The sequence below is a fragment of the Faecalibacterium sp. Marseille-Q0746 genome (assembly GCF_017377595.1).
GTDB lineage: Bacteria > Bacillota > Clostridia > Oscillospirales > Ruminococcaceae > Faecalibacterium > Faecalibacterium duncaniae.
The window spans coordinates 1-24,162 of record NZ_JAFREI010000006.1; the positions used below are offsets into that span (position 1 = coordinate 1).

Sequence of the window (24,162 nt, forward strand, 5' to 3'; positions counted from 1 at the left end):
CTTCTTGGATGCCCCGCAGCAGCCCTCCCGCCCAAATCTCCCCGGTGCGGCCCGGGCAGCTCTGCCGGGGCAAAAGAAGCCTTCTTCCTGCCATAGGTCATACTTTCTCTCCGCTCCGGGACGCATTTCCACTTTCAGTATCCCCGTTGCTGCGCACAAAGTTCGCAGTTTCTGCCACAGATTCCACACTATTTTTATTCTTTTCCCAAGTTTTGCTCTAAATTCTCTTCAAAGGGCTTGACAGAAAAATGTTTTTTGCGATAAACTAATTCTATGAAATATTTTCGTTGTATCCAACGATGTCAAACATGCAACTCGGAGAGGACACTACCACCATGTCGATGACCCTGAATCCCGTCAACAAAGCCGCTTTTCAGAAAGCTGTACAGTCTCTGGAGACCCTGAACCGGGCCGCCGTGTTCCACCCCACCGGCACCGGCAAAAGCTGTATTGCCTGGAAGGTGGTGGAGGCTCACCCCCAGACCACCTTTTTCTGGCTGGTGGCCGGTGCACAGCGTCTGGCCCTGCGGCAGGCAGAACTGACACGCTACAACGGCGGTACCCTGCCCGGCAATGTCCGCTTCTGTGATTGCGAAAAACTGGCCGCCGCCACCCCGGAGCAGTGGGTGCGGCTGGGGGAGCAGAAACCCGGCTGCATCGTGCTGGACTGTTACCATGAGCTGAGCGCCGTGTGTTGGGCACAGTCGGTGCAGAAGCTGCTGCGGATGTGCCCCCAGGCAAAGGTGCTGGGGCTGGGTGTGCCCAACGGTGCCCCCGTCTGCGCCGCCGCGCAGGAGCTGTTTGCCGACTGCATCGTCTCCCACATGACTGTGGCCGAGGCCATGGCCGCCGGGACCATGCCGGTGCCCTCAGCCTATGCAGCCCTGCTCTGGCCTCAGGAGGAGGAGCTGGCCACCCTGCGCGCCCGGATCAAAAATCTGTGTATGCCCAAGGGCGACACCTCCCTGCGCGTTCAATATGAAGAGCTGAGCTGGTCTCTGCGTCAGGTGGAAAACCTGACCGTTCTGCTGCCCCGCCTGCTCAGCGATACCAGCGGCCATTATCTGGTCCTGTTTGAATCCGCCGCCTATCAGGAAAAGCTGGGCGCGGAGCTGGAACAGCTGCTGCGCGCTGTGGACCCTGCCGTCCGCTTTTACGCTGCAGATCACGCCTGCTTTGCGGATTCTGCTGCTGTGGAGACTTTCCTCTCCGATACAGCCCCCGGCCCCAAGGTCCTGCTCTGCGTCAACGCGCCGGGAGTCCAGCAGCCGCTGGAGGGGCTGGCCGGGGTCATTCTGGTGCGCCAGTCCAGCCTGATGTCCACCTTCAAGCAGATGCTCTGCCGCGCTTTGGTGGCTGCAGGCAGCCGCAGCGTGCCGGTGTTCGACCTTGTGGCGCAGTTCGAGGGGCTGGGCAACGGCCGTACCCTGCAGCGTGACTGCACCGAGGCCATGACCAGGGCCGGCAGCAAAACGCCGGGCTTCCGGCAGGAGCGCCCCATGCAGCAGACCTACCGCCTGTACGGCAAGCTGCGCCGGGAGATGGAAGCCCGCTGGGAGGTGCTGTGCCAGGCCGCCGCCGATGCCGCCGCCAAAGAGGGCACCTTGGAGCTGCCCCGGAGCTATACCATCCACAGCGGCGTGCCCGTGGGCAAGTGGCTCGAGCTCCAGCGGCAGGTACAGGCCGGGCAGCGCCCGGGCCGCCTGACGGCTGAACAGGCCGCCAAGCTGGAAAAACTGGGCATCCGCTGGAACCACCGGCTGGAAGCTGCCTGGGAAAAGGGCTTTGCCTCCGCGCAGAAATACCGCACCGAGCACGGCGACCTGCTGGTGCCGGTGCGCTACCGCGATAAAAATGATTTTGCACTGGGCGAATGGATCGTCTACAACCGCCAGCGCTATCTGGGCGGCAACCTGACCCAGAACCGCATCGAGCGGCTGGAAGCCATCGGCATGGTGTGGAGCACCTCCAACGACCTGTGGGAGCAGAACTATGCCGCCGCCACCCAGTATTATCTGGAGCACGGTGATCTGGAAGTGCCCATCAAGTACGAAACGCCCTCCGGCTTCGGTCTGGGGGTCTGGCTGGGGGCCCAGCGCGCCGCTCACAAGGCAGGCGAGCTGCCTCAGGAACAGGTGGAGCGGCTGGACGCTCTGGGCATGGACTGGACCAACCGCAACGACCGCAAGTGGATGTCCCTGTATGATGTTGCCGCCGCCTACTACCATGAGCACGGCAACCTGAACGTTCCCTCGGAGTATGTCACGCCGGACGGAGTGCTGCTGGGCAAGTGGGTGGCACGCCAGCGCTATGCCTACCTGAACCCGGACCGCTCCAGCGCCCGGGTCACCCCTGAGCGCAAGGCCCTGCTGGACAAGCTGGGCATGGTGTGGGAAAAGTATGATCCCTGGCAGGAGCGCTATGATCTGGCTCTGGCCTACAAGACAGAGCACGGTGATCTGGAGATCCCCTCTGTCTACAAGACCGCCGACGGCGTTTGGCTGGGCAGCTGGGTCAGCCGCCAGCGGCAGGCCCTGAACTCCGGCAGCAGCGCCCTGAGCAGTGAGCGCCGCAAGCTGCTGCGCATCCTGTTCAAGGGCGAGCGCCGCCCCAGTGATCCCGCCGCTGACCACGGCACCGTGCGCGAGGCCAACTGGGAGCGGAACTTCCGCAGTGCCGCCCGCTACGCCCGCAAATACAAACACCTGCTGGTCCCCGCCAGCTATGTGGACAGCGATGGTGTCCGGCTGGGCGTGTGGATCTCCAACCTGCGTGCAGCCCGCAAGAACCGCCCGGATTCCTATCAGGTCACGCCCGCCCACATCAAAAAGCTGAACAGCATCGGCATGGTGTGGGATGCCCGGGATGCCAAGTGGGGAACCGCCTATCAGCAGGCCAAAGCCTACTACAAGGCCCACGGCAACCTCCACGCCGCCGCCAACTACAAATCCGACGAAACCGGCTTCTGCCTGGGCGACTGGCTCCGCCGGATGCGGGAGTGGGATACCGCCCACGACCCCAAGCTCACCCCTGAGCGCCGCGCAATGCTGGATAAAATCGGGATGGAGTGGAGCGAATAAGAGAAAAGAGCCACCGGTTTTTGCCGGTGGCTTTTCTGATGCAGATTACAGCTGATCCAGCTCCTGCTGCAGCTGGGCCAGCGCATTGCGGATGGGCAGATGCTGGGGGCAGGCCGCCTCGCACTTGCCGCAGCGGACGCAATGGCTGGCCTTTTCGGCATCGGGGAAGTGGGCTTCCCACTGGTGCTTGATGGCCTCGGGCTGGCCGAACATCCCCAGCTTGTTCCAGATGCTGAAGTTGTCCGGGATGTCCACCCCCATGGGGCAGGGCATACAGTACCGGCAGCCGGTGCAGCCGATCTTGATGCGGCTGTGCAGGAAGGCGGCGGTCTGCTCCACCGCGGCGGTCTCTGCAGCGGTCAGCGGCTCAAAGCGGGCAAAGGTGGCCAGGTTATCCGTGAGCTGATCCTCGGCACTCATGCCCGAGAGGATGACATGGACGTTCCGGTGGCTGCCCACCCAGCGCAGGGCCCAGGAGGCATCCGTGGCTTCGGGCCGCAGGGCCTTGAGGGGCGCTTCGGCCTCCGGGGGCAGGTTGGCCAGTGTGCCGCCCTTGATGGGCTCCATAATGATGAGGGGGATGTTCAGCTCCTCGGTCAACTGATAGCCGCGGTCACCCGAGATCTCCTCGGCACGGTCATCGGTATCCAGATAGTTATACTGCAGCTGGCAGAAATCCCAGGGCTGATCCCGCAGGATGTGCTCAAGACCCGCCGCGTTGTCGTGGCAGGAGAAGCCGAAGCTGCGGATGCGGCCCAGCTTTTTCTGCTCCCACAGCCAGTCCACGATGCCCATTTCCTTGGCCCGGTCGTATCGGGCGGCGTACAGGGAGTGCAGCAGGTAGAAGTCGATGTACTCCACGCCCAGCCGCCGGAGCTGCTCTTCAAAGATATGCTGGGCCTCCTCCAGGCTCCCGCACTGCCACAGCGGCATCTTGGTGGCCAGATAAAAGCTCTCCCGGGGCCACTTTGCAATGACCTTGCCCACAAAGGGCTCGCTCTGGCCGCCGTGGTAGGGGTAAGCGGTGTCAAAATAGTTCACGCCTGCATCCCGCGCGGCGTTCAGCAGCGCTTCGGCCCGGGGCTCGTCAATGGCTCCCTCCGGTGTGGTGGGGAACCGCATACAGCCGTAGCCCAGCAGGGAGGTGCGGATGCTCTCCCCTGCGCCGTTCTGCTTTTTCCATGCTCTGTATTCCATCTCTTTTGTGCAGCTGGCTGCCGTGTTCCAGCCGCTCCTCCTTTTGTCCCCAGTATACCGGAAAAATCCCGCGCTGACAAGAAAGATGTTCCGCTTCTTGTTCTGCCGCCGGAAATATGGTATACTTATAATCCAAATTTTATCATGTTATCAACTAAATCAGATAGCGCTAAGGAGTATCATGGAACCTTTCAACACCCCTTTGAAGATCAGGGAGATCTCCCTGCCCCACCGGGCAGTGTTCGGCCCCATGGCGGGCTTTACCGATGCCCCGGCCCGGCGGCTGATGGCCCAGCACGGAGCCGGTTTTACCGTCAGTGAGATGGTGTCCAGCCGGGCGCTGGTATACGGCGACCACAAAACCGTCAGCCTGCTCAAGGCCGAGCCCAACGGTGCCCCCTACGGCGTGCAGATCTTTGGCGAAGTGCCCGAGATCATGGGGCAGGCCGCTGCCGCCGTGGAGCAGTACGCGTTCGATTTTCTGGACATCAACATGGGCTGCCCGGCCCCCAAGATCGTCTCGGGCGGGGCAGGCAGCAAGCTGATGCTTGACCCCGACCGCTGCGGCCGCATTGTGGAGGAAGTGTTCAGAAACACCTCCCGCCCCGTCACCGTGAAGATGCGCAAGGGCTGGGACGCGGAGCACGTCACGGCCGTAGAATGCGCCAAGGCCTGTGAGCAGGCGGGCGCGGTGCTCATCGCCGTCCACGCCCGCACCCGGGAACAGATGTACACCCCGGGCATCGACCCGTCCATCATCGCGGCAGTGAAGGATGCTGTCCACGTTCCCGTGCTGGGCAATGGCGATATCCGCACCGCCGAGGATGCTGTGCGGATGGTGGAGGAAACCGGCTGCGACGGCGTGATGATCGCCCGGGCCGCTCTGGGCGACCCCTGGCTCTTTGAGCGGGTGAACGCCGCGCTGGAGGGCCTGCCCGCCCCCAAGGAGCCGAACCTGCAGGCCCGGATGAACGCCCTGCGCCGGCAGGTGGAGGAGATGGTGGAGCAGAAGGGCGAGTTCGTTGCCATGCCCCAGGCCCGGGCCCAGACCATGCACTACATGAAGGGCCTGAAGGGAGCCGCCAGCCTGCGGCGCTACTGCTGTGAGCTGAGCCGCCTTTCTGACCTCGACACCCTCATCGACGCGGTGTTCGAGCAGCAGCGCAGGGCCGCGCAGGACCCCGATGACACCCGCGAGGTGCCGTTCCCGTAAGCGGGAAATTTCCGATACTGAAAAGAGGACTGACGCATGACTGCATTTCATTCTTCGCCCCGGATGCTGGGGCAGAAGCAGGACAAGTTCTGGCTCACCGTGGGGCTCTGCGCCCTGACAGCCGCCCTCATCTTCCTGCCGTTCTATCTGCTGGACGGCGGCTTTTTCCACTATGCAGGCGATTTCAACAGCCAGCAGATCAGCTTTTACCGCTACATGAACGGCTTTCTCAAGGGGGCAGGCTACCCCGCCGGATACGGAGGCGTGAAGAACACCTTTTCCTGGGCAACTGACCTGGGCAGCGGAGCCATGAACGCCTATTCGTTCTACCTGTACGGCTCCCCTTTCTTCTGGTTTTCCCTGCTCTTCCCGCAGAACTGGCTTCCCTACCTCATGGTGCCGCTGCTGGTGCTCAAGTTCGCGGTGGCGGGCGGCGGCGCGTATCTGTACCTGCGCCGCTACGTCAAAGACCCGAACTATGCGGTGCTGGGCGCGGCCCTCTACGCCTTTTCGGGCTGGGGGCTGTACAACATCTTCTTCAACCACTTCATTGATGTGCTGGCCCTCTTCCCCTGGATGCTCTGGGCACTGGATGAGACCATTTACGAGCACCGCCACGGTTGGTTTGCCTTCTGGGTGGCGGTGAACCTGCTCAACAACTACTTCTTCTTTGTGGGGCAGGTGCTCTTCCTTGTCATCTACTTCGTCTGCAAGCTCTCCGCCGGGGAGTTTCGGCTCACGCCCCGCCTCTTCGGTCAGCTGGCCTTTGAGAGCCTGCTGGGCGTGGCACTGGGCTTTGTGGTGCTCTGGCCCACTGTCCTCAGCGTGCTGCAGAACCCGCGCACCATCGATCTTTCCTCCGGCTGGGGTTTTCTGACCTATTCCAAACCCCAGCAGTATCTGGCCATCCTGCTGAGCTGGGTGCTGCCCCCGGATTCCCCCTATATGACCTCCATCTGGTCTGAGGGTATCATCAAATGGACCAGCATGACAGCCTATCTGCCCCTGTGCAGTCTGGCCGGTGTGGTGGCCTACTGGCGTGCCCGGCAGGGCGACAGCAAAAAGCGGATCATTGCCGTCTGCACGGTATTTGCGCTGGTGCCCATCCTGAACAGCGCGTTCTATGCCCTCAATTCCAGCTACTATGCCCGGTGGTTCTATATGCCGGTGCTCATCCTTGCGGCCATGACGGTGAGCGCATGGGAGGACCCCAGCCTCGACCTCGCCCGCCCCGCCCGGAGCATTGCCTTTGTGATGATCGCCACGCTGGCCTTTGCACTGGTGCCCGTGCAGGATGCCTCCACCAAGGAGTGGAGCCTGGGCGTGCTGCAGAATCCGGGCCAGTACTGCGCCGTGCTTGCCTTTGGTCTGGGCGGGCTGGCCGTCTACCATTGCATCTGCAGGCGCTGGCAGCAGCGCAGGGTCTTTGCCCGCCGCCTGCTGGCCGGTGTGCTGGCGTTCAGCTGCCTGTTCGGCATCGTCCACATCGGCATTGGCAAGTTCGGCCAGTGGAACACCGACAGTGACCTTGTGGAGCAGTATATCAACGCGCTGGCCCTGAAAGAAGATCTGCCCGAGGGGGACTGGCGCATTGACACCTACAAGACCCACGACAATCTGGGCCTGTGGCTGGACAAGAGCTGCCTGCAGTATTTCGGCAGCACCGCTGCCCCCAGCATCCTCAGCTTCTATCCGGCACTGGGGGTCAAGCGGGATGTGCGCAGTCAGCCCGAGCTCTCCAACTACGCCCTGCGCGGCCTGCTCAGCGTCAGATACCTGCTGACCACGCTCGCGCATCAGGAGCAGTTCCGCGCCGAGGCCGATGAGGGCTGGACGTATTACGACACCCTGGACGGCTATGTTCTCTACGAGAACCAGAACTACGTTCCCATGGGCTTCACCTACGATTACTACCTCACCGAGGCCCAGTACGAGGATACCGTGACTCCCACCCGCTCCAACCTGCTCATGCGGGCACTGGTGCTCACTGAGGAGGATGCGGTGGCCTACGGGCAGTACCTCACGCCCCTGCCCACGGCAGAGCTCAACGACCTGACCTACACCCGCTACACCCAGGATTGTGCCGACCGCCGGGCCTCTGCCTGCACCGCCTTTGAGATGACCAGCGCAGGCTTCCACGCTGAAGCCACGCTGGACAGGGCCAACCTGATGTTCTTCTCCGTGCCCTACGATGACGGCTTTACGGCCTATGTGGACGGGCAGGAGACCGAGATCCTGCGGGTGGACGAGGGCCTGATGGCCGTCCTCTGCCCCGCCGGAACAGTCACCATCGACTTTGTCTATCAGCCGGACGGCATCCGCCTGAGCCGGACTGTCACCCTTGCCGCCCTGCCCGTGTTCCTGCTCTACGCCGGGCACTTTGCCTGGGACGAAAAGAAAAAACGGAAGCATTAAAAAAGCCGCCGCTCCAGGAAGCGACAGCTCAAAGAAAAGCTCAAATGAAAGAAGGTATCCTATGGGCCCCTGGTATTACGAGGTCGTCAGCTTTGACGGCGATTATGTCAACCTGCGCCGCACCGACATTGAGAGCGACGAGCTGAATCCCGTTGCGCTGGCCCTGCTGCCGCCCGAGATCGAGGTGGGCAGCAAGGTCAAGTGCGAGTATTTTCAGTATGAGGTGATCGGCTGAGCCTCTCCGTCATCCCTGCGGGATGCCACCTCTTCTATTAGGGAAGCTGGTGCGAAGCACCTGAGAGGTTCGCCAGCACCGCTGCCAGCAGCATTCCGATGGGTGCGCTGATCCAGCTGGACATCCAGAAGCCTGCAAAACCAATGCGGGGTACAAGGATCACACAGGCCAGCAGGTTCAGGGCGATCTGCCCCAGGTTGGAGGCCAGATACAGTCCCATCTTCTGGGCACCGCGCAGACGGGCCTCGAACAGATGCTTCTGTGCCACAAACAGGCAGGTCACCGATTCAAAAGCCAGCATGGTGCAGCCATAGCTGGCTGCTGCCGGGTCGGTGGTAAAGAGCCGGAGCAGCGGCCCCCGCAGACCGATGCAGACCGCCACCACTCCAAGCGAATACACCAACAAGATCCGCCGCCCTTCCCGCAGGCCCTCTTTTACACGGCCCGGCTGGAGGGCGGCTGTGTTTTGCGCAATAAAGAACACTGTGGACTGCACAAAGCCGAACACCGGCATCATCAACAGGCTGGACAGCTTGCCTGCGCAGGAGAAACCTGCAATGGCTTCCACACCCAGACCGCCCAGCAGCCCCTGCTTGACCGTGGTGATGATGGTGCCGCTGGCCTGCTGAATACTGTTGGGGGCCGACAGCCGGAAAATATCCCTGGCATAGCGCGCCTTGAGCATCCGGAACGAGAAAGCCGCGTCCATCTGGGTGCGACGCAGAAACGCTACCATGTAGACCGCGCCCGCCACCTGCGCCGCCGCTGTGGCAGCCGCTGCACCGGCTACCCCGAAGGGCCCCACCAGAACAAGGTCAAGCACAATGTTCATCGCACTGGTAGCCACAATGACCTTGAGCGGCGTTTTGGAATCGCCGCAGCCCATGACACACTCCTTGCTCAGATCGTAGGGCATCAGAAATGGCAGCCCCATCAGATAGATGCGCCCGTAGAGCACAGCAGTATCCAGGATCTCCGCAGGCGTATTGATCAGCCGTAGCAGAGCCGGCAGGGTCACAAAGCCCACTGCCGTGGTCAACAGGGCGATGACCTCATCCACGAACAGCAGGTTGTACAGCAGCTCTGTCATCTCACGCTTTGTGGCAGTGGGCTTGCCTGCCGCCACCAGCAGACCACCGCCCAGCTCCATGCCGCCGGAGATAAACAGAAAGATCATCAGCACCGTGGAAGCGTTGGACACTGCCGCCAGCGCATCGGCATCCAGCCGCAGGCCGATGATCATGGTATCGGCCACGGCGTAAAACTGTGTTGCCACCATGCTCAGGATAATGGGCAGCGCGTACCGCAGCAGCGCAGGCCGCACCGCCCCGGTCAATAGAGAATTCTCTTCGTTCACACAAACAACCTCCTTTTCACAAAAAGAAAACCCGCAGGGAACCTGTCGCCCAGGCCCCCTGCGGGTTCTTTTTCAGTTGCGCCAGCAGGAGTCGAACCTACGATGGGGGAGTCAAAGTCCCCTGCCTTACCGCTTGGCGATGGCGCACCGGTAAGAATCAGTATAGTAGAATTTCTTTCATTTGTCAAGCAAAAGCGTTTTGCCGTGTCTGTGCAAAGTGTTTTGCCACACTTTTACCATGTCTTTACAGTGTCCTTGTCATCATGCGATTCGCTTGCTCATTTTCCGCTTTATTTTCCCAAAAAGTATTGACACCACCCTCATAGCATGATAAGATATCATCGATTTTGAGAGACAAAGCGTGTCAGAGTCTTTTCAAAGCAAATTACCTGGGACCGCCCATCGGGGCTAAGGCCATACGGACAGCCGGGTCCACTGCCGACCGGCGGCGCAAGCTGCCATTATTGATTGAGTTGAAAGCTCAAATTTTATAAGTTGGTTCCTTTACAGCCATGAAATTGCGCAGAACGTGCGCAGACTTGTGAAACGGTCAATAAGAGTAGTAAAAGTGTAATTGCTATATAGACTCTCGTCATCCCGTCTTTTTGAACCATGCGGAGGTTTTCCCCAGTGTCACCGGGGGCTTTGTCTGCATGTTCAGAACGCTTTTTCAAGCGCAGGTCTGCACCAGTGTGGTGGGCCTGCGCTTTTTTGCTGCGCCGGAACCAGGGACGGAGGAGAAAAGATGAGTGAGAACCGTACACGGTTCCGGCTGGATCAGCGCCGCGCGCCCATTTATGAGGCGCTGGAGCAGTTCCGGCAGATGCGTGTGGTACCTTTTGATGTGCCCGGCCACAAGCGGGGCCGCGGCAACCCGGAGCTGACGGCCTTTCTGGGCCAGCAGTGCGTGGGTGTGGACGTGAACAGCATGAAGCCGCTGGATAATCTCTGCCACCCGGTATCGGTCATCCGGGAAGCCGAGGAGCTGGCCGCCGATGCCTTTGGCGCGGCCCATGCCTTTTTAATGGTGGGCGGCACCACCAGCTCTGTGCAGAGCATGGTGCTGACAGCCTGCAAGCGGGGCGATGAGATCATCCTGCCCCGCAATGTGCACCGCAGTGTGCTGAACGCGCTGGTGCTCTGCGGCGCGGTCCCGGTCTATGTGAATCCCGAGGTAGACAAGCGGCTGGGCATCTCGCTGGGCATGAAGCGGGAGCAGGTGGCCAAGGCCATCAAGGAGCACCCCAACGCCGTGGCCGTTCTGGTGAACAACCCCACCTACTACGGCATCTGTTCCGACCTGCGCGCCATCGTGAAGATGGCCCACGAGGCCGGGATGCTCTGCCTGGCCGACGAGGCCCACGGCACTCACTTTTACTTTGGCAACGGCCTGCCCGTTTCCGCTATGGCAGCGGGGGCCGATATGGCCTCGGTCTCCATGCACAAGAGCGGCGGCAGCCTGACCCAAAGCAGTCTGCTGCTCATCGGGCCCAATGTGCATCAGGGCTATGTGCGGCAGATCATCAACCTGACCCAGACCACCTCCGGCAGCTATCTGCTCATGTCCAGTCTGGACATCTCCCGCCGCAACCTTGCCCTGCGGGGGCGGCAGGTGTTCCATCAGGTGGCGGATATGGCCGAGTACGCCCGGGAAGAGATCAACGCCGTGGGCGGCTACTACGCCTTTGGCAAGGAACTGTGCAACGGCAACTCTGTCTTTGACTTTGACACCACCAAGCTCAGCGTCCACACGCTGGACATCGGCCTTGCCGGCATCGAGGTCTACGACATCCTGCGGGACGAGTACGACATCCAGATCGAGTTCGGCGATATCGGCAACATCCTGGCCTACCTCTCCATCGGCGACCGCCCCCAGGAGATCGAGCGGCTGGTCAGCGCTCTGGCCGAGATCAAGCGCCGCTACCACACCGACGGCACCGGCCTGCTGAGCCAGGAATACATCGACCCCGTGGTGGCTGCCAGCCCGCAGGAGGCCTTCTATGCCCCCAAAAAGAGCCTGCCCCTGCGGGAGACCGAGGGCATGGTCTGCAGCGAGTTCGTCATGTGCTACCCGCCGGGCATCCCCATTCTGGCCCCCGGCGAGCGCATCACCAAAGAGATCCTGAACTATATCGAGTACGCCAAGGCCAAGGGCTGCAGCATGACCGGCCCCGAGGACCCTGATATTTTGCACCTGAACGTTCTGGCATAAGGAGGGAAAACAGATGGAGTTTTGGTTTTCGGAATTTCACACCCCCGATGTGAAGCACAGCATCCGGGTGAACAAGCAGCTCTACTCCAAGCAGAGCGATTACCAGCGCATTGATATTTTTGAAACGCCCGAGTTTGGCCGGGTGCTCACACTGGACGGCAATGTGATGCTGACCGAGCGGGACGAGTTCATCTACGACGAGATGATCGTCCATGTGCCCATGGCCGTGCACCGGGAGGCAAAGGATATCCTTGTCATCGGCGCAGGCGACGGCGGCGTGGTGCGGGAGCTGACCCGCTACGACCGGGTGGAGCGCATCGACCTGGTGGAGATGGACCCTCAGGTGGTGGAGGCCTGCCGCGCCTACCTGCCCGGCAACGCCTGCCGGATGGATGACCGCCGGGTGCACATCTATTTTGAGAACGCCCTCAAGTTCATCCGCCAGTGCGAGGAGGAATACGACCTCATCATCGTGGACTCCTCCGATCCCTTCGGCCCCAGCGAGGGCCTGTTCACCCGTGAGTTCTACGGCAGCTGCTTCAACGCCCTGAAAGAGGACGGCATCATGGTCAACCAGCAGGGCAGCCCCTTCTACGCCGAGGATGCCAGCGCCATGCAGCGCAGCCACAAGCGCATCGCTTCCACCTTCCCCATCAGCCGGGTGTATCAGGCCCACATCCCCACCTTTGCGGCGGGCTACTGGCTGTTCGGCTTTGCCAGCAAGAAGTACCACCCCATCGATGATCTGGACGCAACTGCCTGGAAGGCCCTGAACATGCGCACCCGGTACTACACCACCAAACTGCATATCGGAGCATTCTACCTGCCAGCTTTTCTGGAGGAGATGCTGCGGGAAGTGGAGGAACACTGATGCTTTACCCCAACGTTGAGACCTTTATCGGCTGCGACAGCAGCTACCGTGCCGCCAGCATCGTGCTGTACGGTGCCCCTTACGATTCCACCACCAGCTACCGCCCGGGGGCCCGGTTCGGCCCGGCAGCCATCCGGCACGAGAGCTACGGTCTGGAGACCTACAGCCCCTACCAGAACGCCGACCTGACCGATTTTGACATCTTCGACAGCGGCGACCTGGAGCTCTGCTTCGGCTCCAGCGAGAGCGCACTGGCCGACATCCAGAGCCGCGCGGCAGAGATCCTGCACGACGGCAAGTTCCCGCTCCTGCTGGGCGGCGAGCATCTGGTCACGCTGGGTGCCGTGCGGGCCATGGTGGAAAAGTACCCTGACCTCCACATCGTCCACTTTGATGCCCACGCCGACCTGCGGGACGACTATCTGGGTGCAAAGCTCAGCCACGCCTGTGTCCTGCGCCGCTGCCATGACCTCATCGGTGACGGGCGCATCCACCAGTTCTGCATCCGCAGCGGTGACCGCACCGAATTCGAGTTCGCGGCTGCCCACACCGAGATGCACAAGTTCGATTTCACGGGCCTTGCCCAGCTCACCGAGCAGCTCTGTGCCAGCAAGGTGCCCGTTTACCTGACCATTGACCTCGACTGCCTGGACCCCTCCTGCTTCCCCGGCACCGGCACCCCGGAGGCCGGCGGCGTGAGCTTTTTGCAGCTGCTGGAAGCCATCCGCACCGTGACCAAGGCCAACATCGTGGGTGCGGACCTCAACGAACTGGCCCCCACGCTGGATACCACCGGCGTTTCCACGGCCACAGCCTGCAAGGTCCTGCGGGAGCTGCTGATTGCGCTGGACAAGGGCTGGCCGGGCTTTCAGGTATAAGGACAGACCGTAAAAAGACAACTTTACAGATAAAGGAGTAACCGATATGAGCAAAGTTCTGATCATCGGCTGCGGCGGCGTGGCCTCCGTTGCCATCCACAAGTGCTGCCAGGTCCCCGAGGTGTTCACCGAGATCTGCATCGCCAGCCGCACCAAGGCAAAGTGCGACAAACTGGCCGCCGAGCTGGCCCCCAAGACCACCACCAAGATCACCACCGCACAGGTGGATGCCGACCATGTGGAGGAGGTCATCGCCCTCATCAAGAGCTACCAGCCCGATCTGGTGATGAACATCGCCCTGCCCTATCAGGATCTGACCATCATGGATGCCTGCCTGGCCTGCGGCGTGAACTACATGGACACCGCCAACTACGAGCCGGAGAACACCGATGACCCGGAGTGGCGTGCCATCTACGAGAAGCGCTGCAAGGAGGCCGGTTTCTCCGCCTACTTTGATTACAGCTGGCAGTGGGCCTACGCCAAGAAGTTTGAGGAGGCCGGCCTGACTGCCCTGCTGGGCAGCGGCTTTGACCCGGGCGTGACCCAGGCTTACTGCGCCTACGCCAAGAAGCACGAGTTCGACACCATCGACACCATCGACATTCTGGACTGCAACGGCGGCGACCACGGCTATGCCTTTGCCACCAACTTCAACCCTGAGATCAACCTGCGCGAGGTCTCTGCCCCCGGCAGCTACTGGGAGAACGGCCACTGGGTCGAGATCCCGGCCATGAGCATCAAGCGGGAGTACAACTTTGATCAGGTGGGCCAGAAGGATATGTACCTGCTCCACCACGAGGAGATCGAGTCTCTGGCCAAGAACATCCCCGAGGCAAAGCGCATCCGCTTCTTTATGACCTTTGGCCAGAGCTACCTCGACCACATGCGCTGTCTGGAGGACGTGGGGATGCTGTCCACCACCCCGGTCAACTTCAACGGTCAGGAGATCGTGCCCATCCAGTTCCTTAAGGCCCTGTTGCCCGACCCCGCCAGCCTCGGCCCCCGCACCAAGGGCAAGACCAACATCGGCTGCATCTTCACCGGCAAGAAGGACGGCAAGGAAAAGACCTACTACATCTACAACGTCTGCGACCATCAGGAGTGCTACAAGGAGGTCGGCTCTCAGGCCATCAGCTACACCACCGGTGTGCCTGCCATGTGCGGCGCACTGATGCTGCTGACCGGTAAGTGGACCACCAAGGGCGTGCACACCGTGGAAGAGTTTGATCCGGACCCGTATCTGGACGCTCTGGACAAGTACGGCCTGCCCCGCTCCGAGAGCCACGCCCCGGCTCTGGTGGACTGATGCGGCTGGCCGACACCCGCCCGCCCTTTGCGGGGCTGGCGAACCTTTCTGAGGCTGCACTGGCTGCCCTGCCCACCCCCTGCTACCTGCTGGATGAAGCCCGGCTGCGCCGCAACGGCGAGATCCTGCTGGGTGTGCAGCAGCGGACGGGCTGCAAGATCCTGCTGGCCCAGAAGGCCTTTTCCAACTACGACCTCTACCCGGTGCTGGCTCCCTATCTGGCAGGCACCGAGGCCAGCGGCCTGTACGAGAGCCGTCTGGGCCGGGAGGAGCTGCCGGAGAAGGAGAACCATGTGTTCTGCGCCGCCTACCGGGCCGACCAGTTCGAGGAGCTGCTGCAATACGCTGACCACATCGTGTTCAACTCGCCCCACCAGCTGGCAAAGTTCGGCCCGGCCGCAAAGGCGGCGGGCAAGAGCGTGGGCCTGCGGGTGAACCCCGAGCACTCCACCCAGGAGGGGCACGAGATCTATGACCCCTGCGCCCCGGGCAGCCGTCTGGGCACCACCCGCGCCCAGTGGGATGCCGCTGCGGCGCAGCACCCTGACCTGCCCGACCTGCTGGACGGCCTGCACTTCCACACCCTGTGCGAGCAGGATTCCGACGCGCTGGCGGCCACCCTGCCCGCACTGGAGGCAAAATTCGGTGACCTGCTGCCCCGGATGAAGTGGCTCAACTTTGGCGGCGGGCACCACATCACCCGCCCGGATTACGACCTTGCCACGCTGGAAAAATGCATCACCGGGACGCAGGAAAAGTACGGCGTGCAGGTGTATCTGGAACCGGGCGAGGCCTGGGCGCTGAATGCAGGCTACCTCGTCACTACGGTGCTGGACACCCTGCAGAACGGCGAGACACATCTTGCCATTCTGGACATGTCCGCAGCCTGCCACACGCCGGATGTCATCGAGATGCCCTACCGCCCGCCCCTGCTGGACGCGGGCGAGCCGGGGGAAAAGCCCTGCACCTTCCGGCTGGGCGGCCCCACCTGCCTTGCCGGGGACGTGGTGGGCGATTACAGCTTTGCCGCCCCCCTCACCGAGGGTGACCGGCTCATCTTCGGCGACATGGCCATCTATTCCACCTGCAAGAACAACACCTTCAACGGGATGCCCCTGCCGGATATCTGGGTACTGCATGAAAACGGCACCACCCAGCCGCTGGCCCGCTTCGGCTACCACGATTTCAAATACCGTCTGGGCTCGCCCCGCTGAGCCGCCCGGATACACAAACACCCCTCTGCGCTCCTTTCGGAATGCAGAGGGGTGTTTGCTTATAAAACGGAGAACTCAGATCTCATACCACTTGATCTCGTTGGCTTCCAGATGCAGGTCGAAATGGTTTCCATCGGTGGTGTAGACCGTGGTGTCCTGCGGCTCGTAGGTGTTGTTCACCACGCAGTACTTGCCATTTTTCACGTAGGCGTGCACTTCCACGTTGTAGTTGGAGCTGAACCAGGTGTGCAGCTCCTCCTCGCTGTGGGCGCTCCACAGGATGGCACGGTACAGGGTGCGGCTGTTGGCAAAGCTGTAAGGCACACCGCTGATGTAGACTGCACGGCCCTTACCAAAGTCGTGTGCCGCCATCTGCACTTCCCGGTTCCGCTGCACCAGCACCTCCGTACCCTCGAGGGCGTAGATGTTCTTCTTGCCCTCGCCAAAGTCGATGGGCTGGTCGGCATCCTGCAGGATGAAGTGGTCCGGGTGCTCTTCCCAGTTGTACTTGTCGTAGTTGAGGGTGAAGCCGTTTTCTTCCTCCACGCCCAGCACGCTGGCAAGCTGGAGGATGTGGCCCTGATAGGCATGACCGGAGGGCTCACCCACGCCGATGAGGCCGCCGCCGTTCCAGACGAATTTCCGGATGGCGGAGGAGATCTCCGGGTCCTCCCACCAGATGCCGCCGGTGTGGGCGGTGTCGGCATCGCCCACATTGATGATGACATCGAGGCTGTCCAGCAGGGCGGGGTCCTTCTTGATGTCCTCAAAGCTGATGAACTTCACGTCAAAGGGCGCGCCGGACAGCATTTCGATGACACCGGAGTAGCTGTAGTTCTGCTTGTAGTAGAGGGCGTGGTGCACCATGTGGCAGCCCCAGGCCCGCATCTTGCCCCAGCAGTTCAGCACGGCCACCCGCTTGACGCAGTAGGGCGTGGTGCCCTTGATGTTCTCATACAGCTCACGGAACTCGCTGCAGACGCTCTCCACATAGTCCACGAACTCCGGGAACTGCAGCGCCAGCTTCAGGTAGCCGCCGTAGCCAATGCGGTCAATGGGCTTGCGCAGGATGGCGCGGCGGGCTGTGACCCAGTTCTCCTTGGCCTCCCGCACCGGGTCGCCGCCCTCGTGGAAGGTGTCCGGGAAGAAGTAGGGCAAAAAGCGCCCCTCGGTGTACTTCACGCCCTCAATGTCCGAGATCAGGCGCAGGGTGGAACCGTTGCCCACGCTGCCCACCACAGCATCCAGACCGATGGTCTTGAACTCCGGCATGAACGGCTCGGTGCCGATCCAGTGGTCGCCCAGGAACATCATGGCCTCGCACCCGCACTCGTGGGTGATGTCCACCATCTCCTTGGCAAGCTTTGCCACCTCCCGGCGCTGGAATGCCTGAAAATCGCGGAATTCCTTGCTGGGCACCCGGTACTGGTTGTTGTAGTAGCCCTGATCGATGATGTACTCCGGGCGGAACTTATAGCCCACCTCCTGCTCGAACTGATTCAGGATATAGGGGCTGACCGAGGCGGAATAGCCGTACCAGTCCACAAACTTCTCCCGCTTCAGCTCATCGAAGATGAGGGTGAACTGGTGGAAGAAGGTGGTGTAGCGGATCACGTTGACATAGGGGTGCTCCGCAATGAACTTGCGCAGGCGCTCCATGGAATACTTGTGGGTCTTGGGCTGGCGCACGTCAAAGGTGATCTGGTGCTCGAAGTTGGTCCAGCCGTTGGTGGTGGCATTGTACATGTGCACCGGGTCCCAGATCAGGTAGGCCAGGAAGCTGACCGTATACTCATGGAACGGCACGGCCTGCACCGTCACGCTGCCGTCAGCATAGCTCCACAGCTCCGGGGGCACCGGCTGACCGGTGGTTCGGTCCATGACCTCCCACCAGCGGGTGATGTCGTCGTTGGTGTTCACCTGCATCAACTCCGGGCTGATGCCCTTCATCAGCGGAATGGTCACGGTGTCACCGGGGGCGGTGTAGAAGCCGGTCATAATGTAGCACTGCTGCACCTCGTCCGGGTTCGCTTTGGCCCACGCGTTGTCCTTGCGGGTGGTGTAATAGGTGGAGTAGATCTTTGCGTCGGCATCCTTCAGCTCCTGCGGAAAGTCGGTGCCGTCGCAGTCGCGGATGGCATCCGCGCCCCACTTTTTCAGGATCTCCAGCGTTTCGGGCACCACGTCCAGATCGGTCGGGATCGTTACGCGCCCGGTCATTCTATTTTCTTCCATGGGAATTCTCCTTTACCTCTCTTCTCCTCAATCCTGATAGGGGGCGTTATAAACCGCCAGCACGGCCAGCAGCAGCGCCACCCCCAAAAGCATGATGCCAAGACCAGCCAGCTGCCCGGTCATTTTCCAGCCTGCTGTCACCAGCGCGATGGACAGCACAAACAGCACCAGCATCAGCAAAATGCGCAGGGCGGGATGATTTTTCCAGAATGCTTTCATCGTTTGTCACCTTACCCTTTCAGACCGCCCACGGTCATACCCTGTGTCAGCTGCTTCTGCACGCAGATGTACAGGATCAGGGTGGGCAGCATCACCAGCACCAGACCGGCATACATGGTGCCGTACTGGGCCGCGCTCTGCTGGGCCTGCATCAGATTCAAAAGGCCCACCGGCAGGGTTCGGGGCGCGCTGGTGGAGCTCATCAGCGTCATGGAAATGATGTACTCGTTCCAGAAGGACAGGAAGTTGAACAGGATGATGGTGATGATGGAGGGCTTTGCCATGGGGAAGATGATACGGGTCATGGTGGAGAAGTAACTTGCACCGTCGATGTAGGCAGCCTCTTCAAAATCATGGGGCAGGGTGGCAAAATAGCCCGAAAGCAGATAGATGGTAAAAGGCAGGGCTGTGGCTGCATACACCACCGCCAGCACCACCAGATTGTTCAGCAGGAAGCTGCTGCCAAAGTGGCTCTTCAGCCAGACATCGCCGTCCCGCAGCATCAGGAAGATGGGCACCACGATGTAGTTGACATTGATGAACAGGCCCGCCATGAACAGGGTGTTCAGCAGTTTACGGCCCTTGAACCGGAAGCGGGACAGGCAGTAGGCGGCAGGCAGCGCAATGACCAGCAGCAGCACCAGCGCCAATGCGGTCACGATGACCGAGTTGAGCATATACTCGCCCATCTTGGCTCCGTTCCACGCATTGACAAAGTTCTGCCAGTAGAACCCGGCAGGCAGCGCCCACGGGTTGCCGTAAAACTCCGCGTTCTGCTTGATGGAGGCCATGAATACCCATGCCACCGGCACGATGATGATCACCGCCAGCAGGACCAGCACAAAATAGATAAAGAACTTGTAGAGACCTTCCGCCGAGCGGGAAGATCTTTCGGTGGTATTCTGCATCTTCTTCCCTCCTTAGAATTCCAGCGGATCGCGGTCGGTGGCCTTGTTGACACAGGCGGACAGTGCAAACGAGAACAGGAAAATGACCACGCCAATGGCCATGCTGTAGCCATACAGGCCCGCGTCCTTCTGGCTGTACATATAGCTCAGCGCCACATCCGAAGCGCCGTTGGGCCCGCCGCTGGTCATTGCCTTGACAAAGAGGAAGGCCATGTTGATGGTGGAGATGATGAAGAAGGTCAGGGTGGTGCGGATGTTGGTCCAGATGAGGGGGATGGTGATCTGGAAGAACTGGGTCAGGCGGCCCGCACCGTCCAGATTGGCGCTCTCGTACAGGCTGGCGGGCACCGAGGACATGGAAGCCATATACATGACCATGTAATAGCCCACGGCCTGCCAGACCATGGCGATGATGATGGAGGGGATGACCAGCTTTTCGCCCTTCCAGAGGATGGGGTCTGTCATATCCCGGAACAGGCCGATGATGCTGTTCAGCATACCGTTTTCCGGCTTATAGATGGCCGAGAAGATGCCGGAGATGACGACCACCGACAGGATGTTGGGGATGTAGAAGATGACCCGGAAGAAATTCTGCCCCTTGATCTTTTCCCGGGTCAGGATGGCCGCAAACACCAGCGCAAAGGCAAAGGTGACGATGGTCACCACTACCACCAGCAGGATCATATTCTGCATGGAGCGGATGAACTGGGTGTCATTGAGCAGGTGCTGGAAATTCTTCAGGCCCACAAAGGTCTCGTTGGGCGAGTAGGCACCGCGCTCGTACAGGCTCATGCGGAACACGTTGAGGGTGGGCAGGATCATAAAGAGAAAGAACAGGATCGTGGCCGGTGCCACGCAGAGAAAGACGAACCGTCTGCGGCTTTTGTCAGATCTCATAGACAAACCGCTCCTTTCTGTCGGAACCCGAAAACCACAAAAAGCGGAGGCGGTCAAAACCGCCCCCGCTGGGCAGGGTTCAATTATTCGATGATATTGGCACGCATCTGGTCGCTGGCGGACTTGATGCCGTCGATCCACTGCTGCTCGGTCATGCTGCCGGACACCAGAGAGTTGACGGGGTCAAAGAACACGGTGCGGACCTCCACGCCGGGGATGGCGCTGAAGGAGGCAAAGTTGCCCATAGCGGCCTTTGCGCCGTTGTCGTAGATGGAGTAGAACATCTTGTTGTCGCCTTCCAGATCATCGGCGATGCCCAGCACAGGCTGGATGGCACCGCTCTCGGCAAACAGCTTGCAGGCCTCGTCGCTGTACAGGTAAGCCACGAACTGCTTGGCGGCATCCAGATGCTCGGCACCAGCCGGGATCCATGCCTGCTCGAACCAGGTGTAGCTGTACTGGTCGCCGCCGACCTTGACAGCGGGCAGGGCGGTCATGCCCCACTCAAAGCCATCCGCACGGGGAGCCTCGGCCATCTCGCCCACGATCCAGGTGCCGTTGGGCATGAACAGAGCCTTGTTATCCAGCACCAGCTGCTGGTTCTGGGTAAAGTCCTGATCGTTGGCCTGTGCGGGGGTAATGGGGTTGGTGTAGGAAGCCAGCTTGTTGACGATGTCAAAGCAGGTCTTTGCCTCCGGGGTATCCCAGATGCCTTCCTCATAGTGGGTGGCTTTGTTGAAGAACTCCGGGCCGCCGGCGGCATACATCAGTGCGTAGAAGAACGCATCAAAGTAGCCGGTGGTGGGGTAGGTGAACAGGTAGGTACCCTCAGCGGCAGCCTTGTCGCCCAGTTCCCACATCTCGTCCCAGGTGGTGGGCACGTCCCAGCCCTTTTCCTTCAGGAAACCGGCGTTGTAGAACAGGCCGCAGGGGCTGTAGAACATGGGAGCCAGATAGGTCTTGCCGTCGCCGTAGGGGTTGGTCAGGGAGGTGTCGGTAAAGCCGCCTGCGATCTTCTCGCTCACCTTCTTGCTCTCGCCGGGCACGGTCATGCTCAGCACATCGGTGATATCCGCGATCAAGTTGCCCTTGATGAACTGCTCGGTCAGGGCAGCCTCACGGCCGGTAGCCAGGTGGATCACGTCGGGGTAATCGCCGCCCTGCATGGAAGGTCCGATGACATCCTCCAGCTTCTTGTCGGTGGTCAGCTCCACCTTGATGCCGGTCTGGGCGGTAAAGGCCTCAGTGACCTTCTTCCACATATCAGCGCCATAGCCGGTCTCGATGGCGGCGACCTTGATGGTCACGTCCTCAGCAGCAGCGGCAGATGCAGCAGCGGAAGAAGCCGTGCTGGAAGCTGTGGAGCTGGAAGAACCGCCGCAGGCAGCCAGACCCAGTGCAGCGGCACCCACACCGGCCACTTTCAGGAAATTGCGACGAGAAATACGTTTCATAATGTGTCCTCCATCATAAAGTTCCATTCATGCACAGCCGGAGCAAACAGGTTTTGCCCGCGGGGCTGTGTTTTTTTCTGATCCCAATATAGAGGTTTTTACAGTTTTCAACAAGGTCTTTGTTGTTTCATTTTTTAGAAATATTGTTCTTTTATCATTTTCTTCAGCAAAAGCACTAAATTTTGCAGCATTGTTTTGGTACATTTTCCCTGCTTGTAACCAATTTGACACATTTCCGTCTTTCTGTGCAGAGGAAAATATTTACCATACCTAAAAACAGGACTTGCTTTTTTTCTTATTTGCCCCTATAATGGGAAAAAATGCACGAAGCAGTGCGGCGTTTTTCGCATTTTATTTTTAGTATCTTGCTTTTATTTTTATATTTTTTGTGCCTGCTTCAAAAGGAGCCTTTTATGAGTACCGAGCGCTTTGATATCCGCCACGCTCCCGCTCCACGGGAATCCTTCCGGCTGCTGTACATCAGCAAGAGCAGATTTGGCGGCGACTGGAACAGCACGGTCCACACCCATTCCTGCACGGAGCTGTTCTACTGCCTCAGCGGCGAGGGGCAGTTTCTGCTCAGCGGGCAGCTGTTCCCGGTCAAACCGGACGATATGGTCATCGTCAACCCGCAGGTGGAGCATACCGAACTGAGCCTGAATGCCTCGCCTCTGGAATACATCGTGCTGGGTGTTTCGGGCATCGAGATCCTGTTCGGCAAAGCCGATTCCACCTACGCCATCTTCAACTGCCGGGAGAACCGGGAGCGGATGGTAACGCTGCTGCACATGCTGCTGGCTGAGGCAGACCGTAGCCTGGACGGCTGCGAGACCGTCTGCCAGGACCTGCTGGAAGTCCTGCTCATCTGGCTGGTGCGGTGCACCACCCTCTCTTTGCAGGTGGAGGAATCCCCCCGCTCTGACAACCGGGAATGCGTGGAGATCAAGCGGTATCTGGACAACAACTACCGGGAGGACATCTCCCTTGATACCCTTGCTGAGGTCGCCCACATCAACAAGTATTATCTGGCCCACACCTTCCAGAAGGCGTACGGCATTTCTCCCATCACCTACCTGAACCGCCGCCGCATTGAGGAGAGCAAATATATGCTGGGCAACACCGGCTACAGTCTGGCGCAGATCAGCGAGCTGATGGGATTTTCCTCCCCCAGCTACTTTTCGCAGTGCTTCCGCAAGGCGGAAGGCCTGACCCCCAACGAATACCGCCGTCAGGTGCGGCAGGGACAACGCCCTGCACCTGCCAAACGGCATGAAGGATAAGAAATGAGGAACCCAAAATGAAACCTGTTACCGAATCCATTCTCCGCGCCGCCGCAAATGCCTTTGATTTTGGCGGGCCGGTGGTCTACGATGCCCGTCACTACGGCGAAGGCCACATCAACGATACCTTCGTGGTCTGGCGGGCGGATCACTCCAAGCGCTTTATCCTGCAGCGCATCAACACCGACACCTTTACCGACCCGGTTGGCCTGATGGAGAATATCTGCGGCGTGACCCGGCATCTGCGGGAGAAGATCCTTGCCGCAGGCGGCGACCCGGCACGGGAGACCCTGAACGTGATCCCCACCCTGTCCGGTGCGACCTGCCATCTGGATGCCGAGGGCGGCGCGTGGCGTGCCTACGACTTTGTAGAGGACACCATCTGCCTGCAGCAGGTGGGCAGCGAGGCCGACTTCCGCACCGTTGCCGAGACCCTGGGCAAATTCCAGAACCAGCTGGCAGATTATCCGGCCTCCACCCTCCACGAAACCATTGCACGCTTCCACGACACGCCCAACCGCTATGCAAACTTTGAAAAAGCCCTTGCCGCCGATGCGCTGGGCCGGGCCAAGGACATTGCACCGGAGGTCGCCTTCATCCACGCGCGGGAAAAAGATTGCCATGTCCTGCTGGATCTGCTGGCGGCTGGTGAGATCCCGCTGCGTGTTACCCACAACGACACCAAGATCAACAACGTCCTGATCGATGCTGCCACCGGAAAAGGCATCTGTGTCATTGACCTTGACACTGTGATGCCGGGCCTGTCGGCCTACGATTTCGGCGACTCCATCCGCACCGGTGCCAACGACTGCGCCGAGGACGAGCCCGACCAGAGCAAGGTCCACTTTGACCTGCACCTGTACGAGGTGTTCGCCAAGGGGTATCTCTCCACCGCCGGGGCTTCCATGAGCCCTGCGGAGAAAAAGAGCCTTGCCTGGGGTGCCAAGCTGATGACGCTGGAGTGCGGCATCCGCTTTCTGACCGACTATCTGGAGGGCGATCACTATTTCCACACCGCCCGCCCCGACCACAACCTTGACCGCGCCCGCACCCAGTTCACACTGGTGCGCCAGATGGAAGAGGTGTTCGATCAGATGCTGGAAATCGTCAGCTGAACCGGCATCCTCTGACCTGCCGAAGCACCAATGACTCGGGGGCTGCACTGAACCGCCTGCAAAACATCTGAAAACG

Annotated in this window: 19 protein-coding genes and 1 tRNA gene; 11 read left to right on the forward strand and 9 right to left on the reverse strand. The window is 60.4% G+C overall.

Translation table 11 applies throughout. From position 1 onward, the window contains the following. The first annotated feature begins 308 nt into the window (after positions 1-308). Entirely contained in the window at positions 309-3,080 is a 2,772-nt protein-coding gene (locus tag J3351_RS04820) for a Helicase associated domain protein (protein WP_163397092.1), read from the forward strand. A gap of 45 nt (positions 3,081-3,125) precedes the next feature. Here the strand turns inward: J3351_RS04820 and J3351_RS04825 are convergent, their stop codons facing one another. Then, a complete protein-coding gene (locus J3351_RS04825) occupies positions 3,126-4,277 on the reverse strand; it encodes an aldo/keto reductase (protein ID WP_207697222.1) in 1,152 nt (383 codons plus the stop codon). 181 nt (positions 4,278-4,458) lie between these two features. Between J3351_RS04825 and dusB the strand changes: the two genes are divergently transcribed. The 3 genes from dusB to J3351_RS04840 all read left to right on the forward strand — a co-directional run bounded on the left by dusB (position 4,459) and on the right by J3351_RS04840 (position 8,140). Further along, positions 4,459-5,490, forward strand: a complete 1,032-nt coding sequence (gene dusB, locus J3351_RS04830) for a tRNA dihydrouridine synthase DusB (protein WP_207697223.1) — start codon at positions 4,459-4,461, stop codon at positions 5,488-5,490. A 36-nt stretch (positions 5,491-5,526) separates the two neighbouring features. Beyond that, positions 5,527-7,905: a YfhO family protein gene (locus tag J3351_RS04835; protein WP_242699309.1), complete on the forward strand. Its 2,379-nt coding sequence runs from the start codon at positions 5,527-5,529 to the stop codon at positions 7,903-7,905. A 61-nt stretch (positions 7,906-7,966) separates the two neighbouring features. After that, positions 7,967-8,140 (forward strand): chorismate--pyruvate lyase, encoded by a 174-nt coding sequence (locus tag J3351_RS04840; protein WP_097770869.1) that lies wholly within the window; start codon positions 7,967-7,969, stop codon positions 8,138-8,140. A gap of 37 nt (positions 8,141-8,177) precedes the next feature. Here the strand turns inward: J3351_RS04840 and J3351_RS04845 are convergent, their stop codons facing one another. Next, on the reverse strand, positions 8,178-9,497 hold the full coding sequence (locus J3351_RS04845; protein WP_143405742.1) for an MATE family efflux transporter: 1,320 nt from the start codon (positions 9,495-9,497) through the stop codon (positions 8,178-8,180). Between the two features lie 76 nt (positions 9,498-9,573). Further along, positions 9,574-9,644, reverse strand: a tRNA-Gln gene (locus J3351_RS04850). A 598-nt stretch (positions 9,645-10,242) separates the two neighbouring features. On the opposite strand from J3351_RS04850, the gene J3351_RS04855 reads away from it, so the two are divergent. From J3351_RS04855 to J3351_RS04875, 5 genes are read left to right on the forward strand one after another with little or no spacing between them, the layout of a single operon-like run. Then, positions 10,243-11,709: an aminotransferase class I/II-fold pyridoxal phosphate-dependent enzyme gene (locus J3351_RS04855; protein ID WP_005932972.1), complete on the forward strand. Its 1,467-nt coding sequence runs from the start codon at positions 10,243-10,245 to the stop codon at positions 11,707-11,709. 13 nt (positions 11,710-11,722) lie between these two features. Further along, positions 11,723-12,580, forward strand: coding sequence for a polyamine aminopropyltransferase (gene speE / locus J3351_RS04860; RefSeq protein ID WP_117476268.1), 858 nt, complete (start codon positions 11,723-11,725; stop codon positions 12,578-12,580). Further along, positions 12,580-13,458, forward strand: coding sequence for an agmatinase (speB, locus tag J3351_RS04865; RefSeq protein ID WP_005932969.1), 879 nt, complete (start codon positions 12,580-12,582; stop codon positions 13,456-13,458). Before speE ends, speB begins: the two co-directional genes overlap by 1 nt. Positions 13,459-13,504: 46 nt before the next feature. Beyond that, a complete protein-coding gene (locus J3351_RS04870) occupies positions 13,505-14,764 on the forward strand; it encodes a saccharopine dehydrogenase family protein (RefSeq protein WP_207697224.1) in 1,260 nt (419 codons plus the stop codon). After that, positions 14,764-15,978: a carboxynorspermidine decarboxylase gene (locus tag J3351_RS04875; protein WP_117534983.1), complete on the forward strand. Its 1,215-nt coding sequence runs from the start codon at positions 14,764-14,766 to the stop codon at positions 15,976-15,978. Before J3351_RS04870 ends, J3351_RS04875 begins: the two co-directional genes overlap by 1 nt. A gap of 75 nt (positions 15,979-16,053) precedes the next feature. Here the strand turns inward: J3351_RS04875 and gnpA are convergent, their stop codons facing one another. The 6 genes from gnpA to J3351_RS04905 all read right to left on the reverse strand — a co-directional run bounded on the left by gnpA (position 16,054) and on the right by J3351_RS04905 (position 21,922). Continuing rightward, on the reverse strand, positions 16,054-18,213 hold the full coding sequence (gnpA, locus tag J3351_RS04880) for a 1,3-beta-galactosyl-N-acetylhexosamine phosphorylase (RefSeq protein ID WP_207697225.1): 2,160 nt from the start codon (positions 18,211-18,213) through the stop codon (positions 16,054-16,056). 27 nt (positions 18,214-18,240) lie between these two features. After that, positions 18,241-18,432: a hypothetical protein gene (locus tag J3351_RS04885; protein WP_117505757.1), complete on the reverse strand. Its 192-nt coding sequence runs from the start codon at positions 18,430-18,432 to the stop codon at positions 18,241-18,243. 11 nt (positions 18,433-18,443) lie between these two features. Further along, positions 18,444-19,340 carry a carbohydrate ABC transporter permease gene (locus J3351_RS04890; protein WP_005932964.1) on the reverse strand — a complete coding sequence of 299 codons (897 nt, stop codon included), beginning with the start codon at positions 19,338-19,340 and terminating at the stop codon, positions 18,444-18,446. Positions 19,341-19,352: 12 nt separating this feature from the next. Continuing rightward, positions 19,353-20,237, reverse strand: a complete 885-nt coding sequence (locus J3351_RS04895) for a carbohydrate ABC transporter permease (RefSeq protein ID WP_156066010.1) — start codon at positions 20,235-20,237, stop codon at positions 19,353-19,355. A gap of 83 nt (positions 20,238-20,320) precedes the next feature. Next, positions 20,321-21,691: a carbohydrate ABC transporter substrate-binding protein gene (locus J3351_RS04900; RefSeq protein ID WP_156066012.1), complete on the reverse strand. Its 1,371-nt coding sequence runs from the start codon at positions 21,689-21,691 to the stop codon at positions 20,321-20,323. A gap of 27 nt (positions 21,692-21,718) precedes the next feature. Next, on the reverse strand, positions 21,719-21,922 hold the full coding sequence (locus J3351_RS04905; protein ID WP_207697226.1) for a hypothetical protein: 204 nt from the start codon (positions 21,920-21,922) through the stop codon (positions 21,719-21,721). A gap of 182 nt (positions 21,923-22,104) precedes the next feature. Here J3351_RS04905 and J3351_RS04910 point away from each other — a divergent pair, with 182 nt between their 5' ends. After that, the gene (locus tag J3351_RS04910; RefSeq protein WP_097770858.1) at positions 22,105-22,971 is read left to right on the forward strand and encodes an AraC family transcriptional regulator; all 867 of its coding nucleotides are present in this window, start codon (positions 22,105-22,107) and stop codon (positions 22,969-22,971) included. Between the two features lie 17 nt (positions 22,972-22,988). Next, on the forward strand, positions 22,989-24,086 hold the full coding sequence (locus tag J3351_RS04915; RefSeq protein ID WP_156066014.1) for a phosphotransferase enzyme family protein: 1,098 nt from the start codon (positions 22,989-22,991) through the stop codon (positions 24,084-24,086). Positions 24,087-24,162 lie beyond the last annotated feature (76 nt).

Excerpts from the sequence above, each read along its gene's own strand:
- J3351_RS04820 (WP_163397092.1), top strand. The coding sequence starts at position 309 with ATGCAACTCGGAGAGGACACTACCACCATGTCGATGACCCTGAATCCC.
- J3351_RS04825 (WP_207697222.1), bottom strand. The coding sequence starts at position 4,277 with ATGGAATACAGAGCATGGAAAAAGCAGAACGGCGCAGGGGAGAGCATC.
- dusB (WP_207697223.1), top strand. The coding sequence starts at position 4,459 with ATGGAACCTTTCAACACCCCTTTGAAGATCAGGGAGATCTCCCTGCCC.
- J3351_RS04835 (WP_242699309.1), top strand. The coding sequence starts at position 5,527 with ATGACTGCATTTCATTCTTCGCCCCGGATGCTGGGGCAGAAGCAGGAC.
- J3351_RS04840 (WP_097770869.1), top strand. The coding sequence starts at position 7,967 with ATGGGCCCCTGGTATTACGAGGTCGTCAGCTTTGACGGCGATTATGTC.
- J3351_RS04855 (WP_005932972.1), top strand. The coding sequence starts at position 10,243 with ATGAGTGAGAACCGTACACGGTTCCGGCTGGATCAGCGCCGCGCGCCC.
- speE (WP_117476268.1), top strand. The coding sequence starts at position 11,723 with ATGGAGTTTTGGTTTTCGGAATTTCACACCCCCGATGTGAAGCACAGC.
- speB (WP_005932969.1), top strand. The coding sequence starts at position 12,580 with ATGCTTTACCCCAACGTTGAGACCTTTATCGGCTGCGACAGCAGCTAC.
- J3351_RS04870 (WP_207697224.1), top strand. The coding sequence starts at position 13,505 with ATGAGCAAAGTTCTGATCATCGGCTGCGGCGGCGTGGCCTCCGTTGCC.
- J3351_RS04875 (WP_117534983.1), top strand. The coding sequence starts at position 14,764 with ATGCGGCTGGCCGACACCCGCCCGCCCTTTGCGGGGCTGGCGAACCTT.
- gnpA (WP_207697225.1), bottom strand. The coding sequence starts at position 18,213 with ATGGAAGAAAATAGAATGACCGGGCGCGTAACGATCCCGACCGATCTG.
- J3351_RS04885 (WP_117505757.1), bottom strand. The coding sequence starts at position 18,432 with ATGAAAGCATTCTGGAAAAATCATCCCGCCCTGCGCATTTTGCTGATG.
- J3351_RS04890 (WP_005932964.1), bottom strand. The coding sequence starts at position 19,340 with ATGCAGAATACCACCGAAAGATCTTCCCGCTCGGCGGAAGGTCTCTAC.
- J3351_RS04895 (WP_156066010.1), bottom strand. The coding sequence starts at position 20,237 with ATGAGATCTGACAAAAGCCGCAGACGGTTCGTCTTTCTCTGCGTGGCA.
- J3351_RS04900 (WP_156066012.1), bottom strand. The coding sequence starts at position 21,691 with ATGAAACGTATTTCTCGTCGCAATTTCCTGAAAGTGGCCGGTGTGGGT.
- J3351_RS04910 (WP_097770858.1), top strand. The coding sequence starts at position 22,105 with ATGAGTACCGAGCGCTTTGATATCCGCCACGCTCCCGCTCCACGGGAA.
- J3351_RS04915 (WP_156066014.1), top strand. The coding sequence starts at position 22,989 with ATGAAACCTGTTACCGAATCCATTCTCCGCGCCGCCGCAAATGCCTTT.